This is a genomic window from Pandoraea sp. NPDC087047 (assembly GCF_044745225.1).
GTDB lineage: Bacteria > Pseudomonadota > Gammaproteobacteria > Burkholderiales > Burkholderiaceae > Pandoraea.
Map to the genome: position 1 here is coordinate 1 of NZ_JBIUZU010000003.1, position 11,432 is coordinate 11,432.

13 protein-coding genes are annotated in these 11,432 nt (G+C 63.9%); 1 reads left to right on the forward strand and 12 read right to left on the reverse strand.

Annotated features, from left to right (window positions below):
* Positions 1–363 precede the first annotated feature (363 nt).
* The 8 genes from ACIPHM_RS05515 to ACIPHM_RS05550 form a co-directional block, all read right to left on the reverse strand.
* Positions 364–1,287 (reverse strand): MBL fold metallo-hydrolase, encoded by a 924-nt coding sequence (locus tag ACIPHM_RS05515; RefSeq protein ID WP_400325354.1) that lies wholly within the window; start codon positions 1,285–1,287, stop codon positions 364–366.
* 51 nt (positions 1,288–1,338) lie between these two features.
* Positions 1,339–1,770 carry a MaoC family dehydratase gene (locus ACIPHM_RS05520; RefSeq protein WP_400325356.1) on the reverse strand — a complete coding sequence of 144 codons (432 nt, stop codon included), beginning with the start codon at positions 1,768–1,770 and terminating at the stop codon, positions 1,339–1,341.
* A gap of 74 nt (positions 1,771–1,844) precedes the next feature.
* Entirely contained in the window at positions 1,845–2,087 is a 243-nt protein-coding gene (locus ACIPHM_RS05525; protein WP_400325358.1) for a DUF1289 domain-containing protein, read from the reverse strand.
* A gap of 55 nt (positions 2,088–2,142) precedes the next feature.
* Positions 2,143–2,580, reverse strand: coding sequence for a thioesterase family protein (locus ACIPHM_RS05530; RefSeq protein WP_400325360.1), 438 nt, complete (start codon positions 2,578–2,580; stop codon positions 2,143–2,145).
* Between the two features lie 45 nt (positions 2,581–2,625).
* Complete coding sequence (locus ACIPHM_RS05535; RefSeq protein ID WP_400325362.1) at positions 2,626–3,144, reverse strand: YbaK/EbsC family protein; 519 nt, start codon at positions 3,142–3,144, stop codon at positions 2,626–2,628.
* A 99-nt stretch (positions 3,145–3,243) separates the two neighbouring features.
* Positions 3,244–4,179 (reverse strand): hydroxymethylglutaryl-CoA lyase, encoded by a 936-nt coding sequence (locus ACIPHM_RS05540; RefSeq protein WP_400325363.1) that lies wholly within the window; start codon positions 4,177–4,179, stop codon positions 3,244–3,246.
* Positions 4,180–4,228: 49 nt separating this feature from the next.
* Positions 4,229–5,182: a 2-hydroxyacid dehydrogenase gene (locus tag ACIPHM_RS05545; protein ID WP_400325365.1), complete on the reverse strand. Its 954-nt coding sequence runs from the start codon at positions 5,180–5,182 to the stop codon at positions 4,229–4,231.
* 401 nt (positions 5,183–5,583) lie between these two features.
* On the reverse strand, positions 5,584–6,135 hold the full coding sequence (locus tag ACIPHM_RS05550) for a YaeQ family protein (protein ID WP_400325367.1): 552 nt from the start codon (positions 6,133–6,135) through the stop codon (positions 5,584–5,586).
* 189 nt (positions 6,136–6,324) lie between these two features.
* Here ACIPHM_RS05550 and ACIPHM_RS05555 point away from each other — a divergent pair, with 189 nt between their 5' ends.
* Positions 6,325–7,161, forward strand: a complete 837-nt coding sequence (locus ACIPHM_RS05555) for an alpha/beta fold hydrolase (RefSeq protein ID WP_400325369.1) — start codon at positions 6,325–6,327, stop codon at positions 7,159–7,161.
* Between the two features lie 77 nt (positions 7,162–7,238).
* On the opposite strand, the gene ACIPHM_RS05560 is transcribed toward ACIPHM_RS05555, so the two are convergent.
* From ACIPHM_RS05560 to ACIPHM_RS05575, 4 genes are all read right to left on the reverse strand, one after another.
* A complete protein-coding gene (locus tag ACIPHM_RS05560; RefSeq protein WP_400325371.1) occupies positions 7,239–7,616 on the reverse strand; it encodes a helix-turn-helix domain-containing protein in 378 nt (125 codons plus the stop codon).
* A 578-nt stretch (positions 7,617–8,194) separates the two neighbouring features.
* The gene (locus tag ACIPHM_RS05565; protein WP_400325373.1) at positions 8,195–9,046 is read right to left on the reverse strand and encodes a helix-turn-helix domain-containing protein; all 852 of its coding nucleotides are present in this window, start codon (positions 9,044–9,046) and stop codon (positions 8,195–8,197) included.
* A 129-nt stretch (positions 9,047–9,175) separates the two neighbouring features.
* Positions 9,176–10,099: a DMT family transporter gene (locus ACIPHM_RS05570; protein ID WP_400325375.1), complete on the reverse strand. Its 924-nt coding sequence runs from the start codon at positions 10,097–10,099 to the stop codon at positions 9,176–9,178.
* A gap of 479 nt (positions 10,100–10,578) precedes the next feature.
* Positions 10,579–10,824, reverse strand: coding sequence for a hypothetical protein (locus ACIPHM_RS05575; protein ID WP_400325376.1), 246 nt, complete (start codon positions 10,822–10,824; stop codon positions 10,579–10,581).
* Positions 10,825–11,432 lie beyond the last annotated feature (608 nt).

Here is an 11,432-nt window from a genome sequence, read left to right on the forward strand (position 1 = left end):
CACCCCCCGGATCATGGTTACGACTGGGGGCGGGAATCATGCCGGGCCTGGCTGGCCAAAACCTCGATTATCGAGGTGCGAACATAGTAACGGGGGCGAGGGGACGCCGTCCGGCAGCAGTGCGACGACAATTCGAGGGGGGATCCGGGGACAATTCGTTGCGTATCAGGGAAAGTCCTCTTGGGCGACGCGCACGTGCTGACTACGATGAAGACGCGTGCCAAGGGACACCAGCTCCAAGGCGTCTCAGGACGGGCGTCGCGTTAGCGACCGCAGCGTTCGTCCGGCACGTCACGTCCTCAAACGCCGCTTGCCCTCACAGGCAGGTGGCGTTGTTTTTTTGTGTCGCCCGTGTCCCGGACCTCAAACGCTGTGCAGCGTATCCGTCTCACGCTCGTATCGCAGCGCCCCCGCCTTCGCCAATTCCCCAACCAGCGTGTCGAGCAGTGCCGGCCAGCCCGATGGCGGCGCCAGCATGGCCGCCGCACTGCGCCACGCACGCGCGGTATCGAGCGTCGCCTTGAGCGAGGTGCCCGTCATCCGTCCCTCGGCCATGAGCCGGAAGACGATCAGCACCTTGAGCGCGTTACGCGCATTGCGCACCGGATCGCTTTGCAGATAGTCGAGGCGTCCGCGCGCGGCAGCCAGCGCGGCGTCGACATCGTCGAACGGCTTGCCGTGTCCGGGAATGACGAGCGACACGTCGATCTGTTCGATGAGGTCGAGCACGGCGGCTTGTTCGGCGAAACCCGACTCGCCGTCGAGTTCCGGGAAGATCACGCCGAAGCCGCGCTCCCACAGGGCGTCGCCCGAAATCAGAATGCCCTGCGCGGCGTTGTAGAGCATCAGCGCATGCGGGTCGTGTCCCGGCGCGCCGAGGACCAGCCATTCGTGCTCGCCGAGCGGCACGGTGTCGCCGGGCGAGAGCGTGTCGTCGAAGGTGAAGCGCGCGCATTGCTGGCCGGTCGCGTCGAACGACAGGCGGCGCTCGTCCCAATGACGCACCGGATCGGCTTCGGCCGCAGGCACCCACGTGCGGCAGCCGCAGCGGGCCTGCAACGCGGCGTTGCCCCCGCAATGGTCGGAGTGCAGATGCGTATTGACGAGGCGCGCAAGCGGCTTGCCTTCGGGCAGCGCATGCGCAACGAGTGCCAGGGTTTGTTCCGAGTGGCTGACGTAGCCGCTATCGACGAGCGTCGGCTCGTCGCCGAGGAACAGCACATTGTTCGATGAGAGCCAGCCGCGCTCGAACACGCGCAGCCCGGCAGGTAGGGCAAGCGAGGTCATTGGGCGTATCTCGTTAGATGACGGAGGTGGGCACTGGGCGAATCGCGGGGATCACGCGGGCTTGGCGCACACCAGAATCTTGGCGGTCGCGGCGATCACCGTCTCGCCTCGCTGATTGACGGCGTCGCCGTCGAGCGAAACGATGTCGCCTGCGAGCGTCTCCTTCCACAGACTATCGGTGACGGTCCAGCGCACGGTAATGTCGTCGCCCGCGTGCACGGCGCGTCGCAGCTTCATGTCGAATTCGAGCCCGAGCGGTTGCGCCGTCTTCGAGTAGTGGGTCGCGAGCAGGGCGGCGAGATACGACATCTGCTGTGTGCCGGACGAAATCAATCCGCCGAAACGCGGATCGGCCGCGGCGTACTCGGCGTCGTGATGCAGCGGATTGAAGTCGTGCGCGAGCGTGGAGAATTCGCGGATCGAGTCGGGCGAGAAATGATGGCTGGCGGAGAACGTCTCGCCGACGGCAACGATTTTTCCCATATGCGATGACAAAAAGTTGAGTACGAGTTTGGCGCGATTGACGTGACGTGATCTGACGTAGGCGGTAGGGCGTGTCAGGCGTTGCCTGCACCCGAAGGGCCTGCGACCACGCGGCGATGCATCACCGGCGGTTCCTCATGCTCGGCGCGTCGCGCGGGCAACAGCGACCACACCTCACGCTTGGCGTCGTCCGCCATCGTCGACCACGCCGCGATTTCGTCGAGCGTGCGCCAGCAGCCCGAGCACCAGCCCGTCGCCGGATTCATGCGGCAGATGTTGGTGCAGGGCGACGGGACGGGGGACGCTTGCGTGGTCATGATGGCGATGTGATGACGTTGTGACGTTATGACGCTGAGGCGCCGGGGCGCTGATTCAGACGGGCAAACCGAGCCTGGCCGACTTCTCGCGCAGCTTGTCGTGAAAGCGCGCCCGATCGACGACGACGCGCTCGTGCGTGCCGGCGCTCACTTTATCGAGACCGTCCCAGGCTTCGACCTCGAAGCGCAGCGTGCGGCCGGTGACGTCGACGAGCTTGCCCTGAATGCGCAGCGTGTCGCCCGCCGGCGTGGCCGCCAGATGCGAGAAGGAAACGAGCGTGCCGAGCGATTGCTCGCGCGGCCAGTCGAGATACGGACGAATGGCCTGCAGACACGCGCATTCCAGAATGCCCGCGAGATAGCCCGTGGCGAGGACCGCGGGCATGTCGCGGCACAGTTCGACATCGTCGTAGAGCTCGGGGACCACGGCCTTCTTCGGCACGCGATACGTCCACTCGAATGTCAGGCCCGGCACAAGTTCGGGGCTCGGCATGGCAGGTCTCCTTAATGTGTTGTTGGTCCTGGCTGCGGGGTGACGTCAGGCGCGCAAGGCGACGTCGACGACAGGCGCCCCCGTCATCGCGACCAACTGCTGCGGTGTGAGGTTGAACACGGCATGCGGATGCCCGGCGGCCGCCCACAGGCTGGCGAGCTTCAGCAGGTCTTCGTCGATCAGCGTGACCGGGCAGACGACATGCCCGATGGGGCTCACGCCGCCGATCGAATAGCCTGTCTTTTCCTTGACGAAGCGCGCATCGGCACGTGCGAGCTCGCCCACCTGCGCGGCCACCTTCTTCTCGTCGACCCGATTCACGCCGCTGGCGATGACCAGCACGGGCGTATCGTCGGCGGCGCGCCGGAAGATGATCGACTTGGCGATCTGCGCGACTTCGCAGCCGAGTCCCGCTGCGGCTTCGGCCGACGTCTTGCCGGTGGCGGGCAGCAGCACGATGGTCTGATCGTGGCCCATGCCGGCGAGCAGACGCGCAACGTGGCGCGCACCTTCCGGCAGGTCCTGCTCGTGAGGGGATTCGGGGATCCGGGGCGTTTCGCTCATGGGGTGTCCGTGCGTCGCGTTATATGCCGCTGTGCTTGTGGAAAGGGCCGGGAGTCGAGAGTCGAGGGTCGACGGTGTAGGGGCTGGCGTAGGCGAGCTTCAAGCGCCGGTAGTGGCGGCGTCCTTGAGCTTTGCGAGCATCGCACGACCCACGCGTGACGCGTTCTGCCGGCCAATCGCCTGCGAAATAAAGTCGCCCGTGTGCACGACAGCCTCGAGATCGATACCCGTCTCGATGCCCAGTCCATGCAGCAGATACAGCACGTCTTCCGTCGCCACGTTACCCGTAGCGCCCTTGGCGTACGGGCAGCCGCCCAGACCGGCCACGGACGAATGGAAAATCGAAATGCCCGAGAGCAGCGCCGCGTAGATATTGGCCGTCGCCTGCCCGTAGGTGTCGTGGAAGTGGCCCGACAACCGCTCGATGGGGAACACCCTGGCGCAGGCTTCCATGACTTCGCGGGTGCGCGCGGGCGTGCCCACGCCAATGGTGTCGGCGATGTCGATCTCGTCGCAGCCGAGTGCGGCGAGCCGCTTGACGACGTCGACCACGCTGGCTACCGGCACTTCGCCCTGATACGGGCAGCCGAGCGCGCACGAGATGCTGCCGCGCAGACGCAGACCGGCGTCCTTCGCGGCACGCGCGACCGGCTCGAAGCGCGTGATGCTCTCTTCGATGGAACAGTTGATATTGCGTTGCGAGAAGGCCTCGCTCGCGGCGGCGAAGATCACGACTTCGTCGGCCTTGGCGGCAACCGCACCTTCGAAGCCGCGCAGGTTCGGTGTGAGCACCGAATAAATCGTGCCCGGGCGACGGACGATGCCCGCCATGACCTCGGCGCCGTCAGCCATTTGCGGCACCCATTTCGGGGAGACGAACGACGTCGCTTCGATATTGGCGAAGCCGGCGGCCGACAGACGGTCGACCAGCGCGATCTTGATGTCGGTGGCCACGGGCTGCTTTTCGTTTTGCAGACCGTCGCGCGGGCCGACTTCGACCACTTTCACACGCTGCGGCAGATGAGATGCGGACATGGGGATCTGTCTCCTCTAATGGGGGTTCGGCAAGGGCGTTGGCGGTGGCTCAATAGCCGCGCGCCAGATCGACGATGCCGGTAATGGCTTCGCCGCGTGCCATCGCGGCAATCTTGCCCGCGATCTGCGCGACCGTCTCGTCGCGCAGGGTCAGGGCGGAAATGTGCGGCGTGACGGTCACGCGCGGCGTGCGCCAGAACGGATGGTCCGCAGGCAGCGGTTCGGTGCGGAACACGTCGAGCGTGGCGCCGGCGATCTGGCCGCTCTCCAGCGCAGCGAGCAGATCGGCGTCGACCAGATGCGCACCGCGCGCCACGTTGATGAGGAACGCGCCTTGCGCCAGTTTCGCGAACAGGTCTGCGTTGAGGACATCCACCGTTTGCGGCGTGAGCGGGAGCAGGTTGACGAGAATGCGCGCGCCGCTCACGCAGGCATCGAAGCCCTTGTCACCGTGATGGCCGTGATATAGCGCGATACCGCTGTCGTCATGACGCTCGCTGCGGCTCCATGCGCGCACTGGGAAGCCGAAAGCCTTCAGTGCGCGGGCGACGTGCGCGCCGAGCGTGCCGTAGCCGAGCACCGCGATCGGAAAGTCCGAGAGGCGGTTCGGTTTCTTGAATTTCCACTGTCCCTCGGCTTGCTGGGCGTCGAACTCGTCCAGACGGCGGAAGTAGCGCAACGCGGCAGCGCTCACGTACTGCGCCATCTGGTCGGCCATGCCGGCATCTTCCAGACGCACGAGCGGCACACCGGCAGGCAGGCGGCGGGCGTCTTCGCCACGCGCACCGAGTACGCCGTCGACACCGGCACCCAGATTGAAGATGGCCTTGAGACGCTCGCGCGGTTGCAGTACCTCGGCGTTCGGCTTCCAGAGCACCAGAAAGTCGGCCGGTGCGGCGTCGCCCGGCTGCCAGCCGCGAATGTTGGCCTTCGGGAGGTGTTCTGCGAGACCGGTTTCGTAAGGGGTTGTCTTGCCGTCCGGGGAGTAGATCAGGATGTCCATGCGTTGTGGGGCTGACTTAGAGAGACAAAGACGAAGCGGGACCAAAGGGAACCAGACGTCACGATGGATTGCCGCGGTGCGGCCGTCGCGAGCGATATCGGGCTATGTCGGGCCACATCTGTATAGCGCCGTAGAGCGCGGCGAGCTGCCACAAGCCACATCGGCCGCGCATGCGATATCGGTGCGGTCGGGTTCACTCGATTTACGTTAACGTCAAGTTTAACGCAGCTTCCGGCACGCCGCGTATTGGGGCGAGGCCCGAGGAGGATGTGCCGGCGGCGGGAGGTGCGGGGAAGAGAGGGAAACGTGGGAAGGTTGAAGCCGTGAAGCAGGAGCGGTGAAGCGGTGGAGCGGCCTGGCGGGCCGCTCCGAAGACGATGCGGGCGAGAAAGCCGACAGGTTCAGTCGCTGGCCGCGGCGCGCAGCGTCTCGAACTTGACCGCGAAATTGTGGTTGTCGTCGGCAACCCAGACTTCGCCGTCCTGAATCGTGCATTGCAGGCGCATCGTGCGCGAAGCGAGGGCCGTCAGCGCTTCGGCAGACTCGTCGTCGAGCATGCGCACGGTGAGATTCGACAGACGGTTGATCTGCGAGGCCGTCGCTTGCCACCAGACGGCCGCAGGTTTGCCGCCGTAAGCCACTACGTCGACGTGTTCCGCGCGACCGGCGGCCTTCACGAGGCGGCGGGCGTCCGGTTGACCGACGTCGATCCAGCGCACGATATCGCCGCCGAAGTCGTGCTCCCACAGATCCGGCTCGTCGGCCGTCGAGATGCCTTTGCCGAACGAGAGACGCTCGCCCGCGTAAAGCATGAAGGCCAGCACGCGCACCATCATGCGTTCGTCGGTTTCCGACGGATGACGCGCGATCGTGAGGTTATGGGAGGCGTAGTAATGACGGTCGAGGTCGGTGATCTGCACCTCGGCCTTGTAAATGGTGGCTTTGAGTGCCATGCCGGGAAACCGCAGGAATGAAGAGAGTCGCAAGCATACACCAGCGTGCGGTGAGCGCCGTGTCATGCCGGCGGTCAATTTCGTGCGTCGTCTGCGGCATGTCGGCCGGCCCGCCACGCCCTGACACGCCGCAGCAAAGGGACCGCAAGCTCGGTATACTGACCGCCCCGTCTCACCTGATGTATCCCCATGCCGGTTCCTGCACCGCAAACGATCGACGTCAACGGCTATCCGATGGCGTACGTCGACACTTCCGCACCCGCCGATGCCGTCGGTGCCCCGCTCGTGCTGGTTCACGGCTCGCTCTGCGATTGCCGGTACTTCAAGCCGAACATGGCGCCGTTGGGACAGCGGCGACGGGTCAGCTCGGTGAGCCTTCGTCACTACTGGCCCGAAGCCTGGAACGGGCGGGACGGCACCTTCTCGGGTGAGCAGCATGCGGAGGATCTGGCCGCGTTCATCACGGCGCTCGGCGTGGGTCCGGTGCATGTGCTGGGCCATTCGCGCGGCGGCTATGTCGCGCTGCGCACGGCCTTGCTCGCCCCCGACACCGTCCGCTCGCTGATTCTGGCCGATCCGGGTGTGGAAATCAGCGGCGGTCCGGTGCAGATTCCGCTCGACAGCGAGCGGGGTAACTTCCGCGAGCAGGCATTGATCGCTATCGAAGCGGGCGATATCGACGGCGGGCTGGCCATCTTCATCGATACGGTGAGTGGTCCGGACACGTGGCGTCGCATGGTGCCGTGGTTCAAGCAGATGGTGCGCGACAACGCGCGCACCTTGATCGGCCAGGTGGCAGAGCCGCGCACCCCGTTGCCGATCGACGCCCTCGGCGCGCTACATGCACCGGTCCTGCTGATGGGCGGTGCGGAAAGTCCCGCGCCCTATCCGGACGTGCTGAACGCGCTCGCATACGCTATGCCGGAAGCCCGCCGCATGGTGATTCAGGACGCCTCGCACGGCATGAACCTCGCCAATCCGATTGCGTTTCACCGTGCGGTGGAGGCCTTCCTCGGGAACGACTGACGCACTGGACTCGACACCGGTGGCGTCGCCCGACGCCTGCTGAGAGTCCGTTGTCGCAAAGCCTCGTATCGCCGCGTTCATTCGTCGCGCAACACGCCGTGACCCAGACGCAAACTCAGCGTACGAACCAGATCCGCCATCCACGCCTGATCGCGGTCCGACAATTTCTGCATCGCACGGTTAAGCGACGGATACGGATCGGTGGGCGCTGCTGCGCCCGTATCGGCCGCCATTCCGTTTGACGAATCGAACGCCAGCAACTCATGCGGCGGCAATCCCAGTGTGTCGGCAAGAATGCATATGTTGCGTAGCGAGATGTTGCGCTTGCCACGCTCGACACCACTCAGATAGGAACGTGCAAGACCACTCTCCAGCGCAAGTTTGTCTTGCGCCCAGTTGTACTTCTTGCGCAAACCGGCGAGGTGTCTGCCGAATCGAAATAAATTGGTGTCCATAAAATAATTTTCCTTGTTAGGGACAAGAAGGTTGAAACAAAAACCCGGCATCGGGGACGGTGCCTCGGGTATCCCCCGTTTGCGAGGCACGAACTACCGAGTTCGCAACGCAGATTTTTCGCGGACTTTCGGAGAAGGCACAACGAGTGCTGTCGTTCCGACGGTGGCGGCGGCGCTATTTTGCGTACCGCCGCAGAGCCGTTGCGATATCTCTTGTCGCACTCCCGTCAACCGGAGCCGCGCAGTGTGACACCTGTCTTGCCGGATAAAGTAGTGCGAGGATTCTGGAAGGTTCCGCGTTGGGATGTCACTCGATGTTGACGGGCTGAGCCGGTTGTTGTATCGAGCCATGCGGAATTGCGGTGGGCATCGACGTGCTGTCATTCCTGTCGTTGTTGGCGTGAACGCACTCGCGCGTCGCCGCGATGCATCCATCGAGTGAAAGCGCAACACATACTTGAGTGACCAAATCCAAAAGGTTGATTAGTTACTTTTACTAGACGAACGATCGCGCAACGCCCCCAGCATGCCTGGGGGACTTTGCGCGATGTCCTAAGAATCAATTGCCGTGCGGTTGCTCACTCTTCGTCGCCGCTGGGCAAACGCCGCGGATCGTCGTGGCCGCTGGTGTCGGATCTCGGCTCGATGGCCGGGGCTGACGAGGTGTCGCGATCGCTGCCCGACGAACGATCCGGCTCGCAAATGCGAAGGGGCGTAGTCGTGTTGTCGGTGACGGAACTGGCGGTGGCTGAATGCGAAGCGTTTGCCGTATCGTCCGCAATTCGATAGCTCGCTTGGCTCGTTGGGGCGAGTTGATGACGTGCAGGAAAGCCGGCGTCGAAGCGAGGGTCGATGGGCGCGCGTGCGGGGGCATTGCCGAAGGACGGATGCGATGTGTCGAAGCTCTCGGGTGCGTTTTCCTTATCGGCGCCGCTGAGCGCGTTGAGCTCATCGTCGTCGTCGAGCGCATCGCTCTCGGTGCTCTCGTTGTCGAAATCGCCGTCATGGGCGCTGGCGGACGAAACGGTCGCAGAGGGCGGTGCAAGGGATCTGACAGCGGGCGGGACTGCATGACACAGGCGAGAACTGAGACTGCGGATGATTTCGGCGAGCCAGACCTGATCGCGGTTTTCGAGCCGGCACAGTGACCGGCTGATCTGCGGCAGCGGCGTGCGATCGGTGGGCACTGCGGCGTCTTCAGCACCCGGCGTGGCCTGTGCGAATCGCAGCATTTCGGACGTTGGTACGCCCAGTGTGTCGGCCAACACACAGATGTTGACGAGAGCGACGTTGCGTCTGCCGCGCTCGATGCCGCTGACATACGAGCGTGCCAGGCCGCTCTCCAGAGCAAGTTTCTCCTGCGACCAGCCGCGCGCCTTACGCAAGCGGGCCAGATGGTCTCCGAACAGCGCGAGTGGATTCGTTTGCATGGCGGAACTCCGTTGACGAGTCACACAGCGTAATCAATCCCCCCGCGCCTTGCGACGTTATATCGCTCTCCTCCCCATGCGTTACAGGTGGGCCTCTATAAAGAGTGGGCGACGCTAATAGCGCGAAATTTATCGGACGTTTCCTAAGTCGTCGGCCAACATCGCCATCGATTCACGCGCTTTGCGAATCGGCAGATGCCAGTTTTCGCCGAGCGCCACGCCCGCAAGAATCAACGCGCCGCCCACGAGGTGATAGCTCGCGAGATGCTCGCCGAGGCCGAATGCTGCGATCAACGCGGTGAAGATCGGTACGAGGTTGATGACGACCGTGGCGCGTCGTGGGCCGATGCGTGCGACGCCGATCATCCAGATGAACGGTGCGGCAATCGAGACGGGAATCGTGGCGAAGGCCAGTTGCGGCAGGTTATCCATCGAGATACCTGCCTTGGGCGACAGCAGATAAAACGGCAGCAACGCGACGACAGCGAACAGGATCTGCGCATAGAGCGAGGGCAACGGTGCGAGCGGCAGATGCCATTTGCGCAGTAGCACGCAGTAGACGGCGTAGGCCAACATGGCGGCGACCATCATGGCGTCGCCCACGCCGATGCCCTGATCCGCCAGATGCAGCAGGGAGCCGTGCCCGACCACCAGCAATACGCCACCGATCGACAGCAGGCCGCCGGCCAGCGCGCCTGCGGTGAGCGCGTCGCCCAGCAGCAGTACGGCGAGGGCGAGCGTGGTGAGCGGCAACAGCGCCAGAATGATCCCCATATTGGTGGCGCTCGTATAGTGCGCGGCCGAATAGGCGAGACCCTGGTAGATCGCCATGCCGAGCACGCCGAGCGTCGCGTACTGCGCCATATGCGGCAAAAACGCGCGACGTGCGCGCCACAGCGCCGGCAACGCAAGCGGCGTGAGGATCAGCCAGGCGGCAAACCATCGAAGAAACGCAATCTCGGCGGGGAAGATGTGACCGACAGCGAGTTTGTTGACGATCACGTTGGCTGACCAGATGAGCACAGCGATCAGCGGCAGGATGAAATTGGTCATGGTTCAGTGCAATGTGCCGGTCGGGTGGACGACCGGCCGAATCGTGAGCTTGGGCAAGCGCGATGAGCCCGGTGAAGTGCGAGCGAACTGGAGCGAATTGTCCGCCCGAAGCGTATCCATCGCATAGCGAATTTCGGACAAACGATAAGGCATTTCAGACGCGACGTCTGGGGAGGGGGATTCGCATCGGGCGGATCCGTCGGCCCATGGGACGTTAGGGCGCCAGGGGGCTTTGCGCGGCCGCTCTAAGGGCGCTGCGTGAGATAGATGCCGGGAGGTATGGTGCGGACGAGTGAGGCGCTGTGCGGGGGGATACCAACGACGGTAGGGCCGTCCTCGATTCGAAAGCCGGAAAGTCGGGGAGAGGGAGGGGGAAACTCACTGCGCCGGTTCGCAAAGGCGTTACCGGCACATCTCAGCGTGCGACGCGCGCCGACGGATCGGATGTGGTCCGCAGCGCCGGCAACATCTCACTTCCATCAGCGGGCGCACAGGCGCGTGAACGCGCCGCGCAGTGCGGCAGGCAGGGCGGCGGCGAAGCTGAACGGGCGTGCCAATGCCGCCAGTCCCTCGCCGTTGAGCACGCGAGCGCCTTCCAGGTGCGTAGCCAGCACGCAGAAATCTTCGCGGCGCATGCCGACGCGCTGGCAAGCGTGGTCGAGTTGCTTCAGGTCGTTCGGATGCAGCGTGATGGTGAGAGTAATGCGCTCTGGGTCGGTGTTCATGTGTTTCAATTTTCTCTTTTTCAAAACATCGGGCATGACGCGAGGGTGATGCGCATGCCATGCGCCCACGCGATAACGCGGGCGAGCCTGATCCGACTGCGTGGGATCGGCCGATACGGCGGACATCGCGAACACGTTGGAGGAATGAAAACGACGCCATCACGATGGCGATATCCATTCCGGTAACGTGCGCGACGCATGATCGTGGCGTCGGGTTGTCTTATGCAACGCGTGGGCAATACGAGGCTGTGGGCGCGCAATCCGCCGCCTGAAAAATGAGGGCGGCGGTACGGCACTGACGCGTGAGAGCGATGCCTCGTAACAACGGGGAGGGATGACTCTCCATCCGGCCATGACACTTGCGCCGGAATACAGCATGAGTACTGCGAACTACGACTGCGGTATTGCTTGAGATCACTACAACGACTGTCGCCTGACTTCGGCCACGATGACTGCTGGGTACGGCGGTGATGCGAGACCTTCTGAACACCAGGACTGCGGGTGATGCGTGTACAGCGGTGCAGACCTTGAACTTCCGATACTGCGACTTGCTGAACTGCTACTGCGGATAAAGCGGAACCACTTGAACAATTGAGCTTCCGAACTGC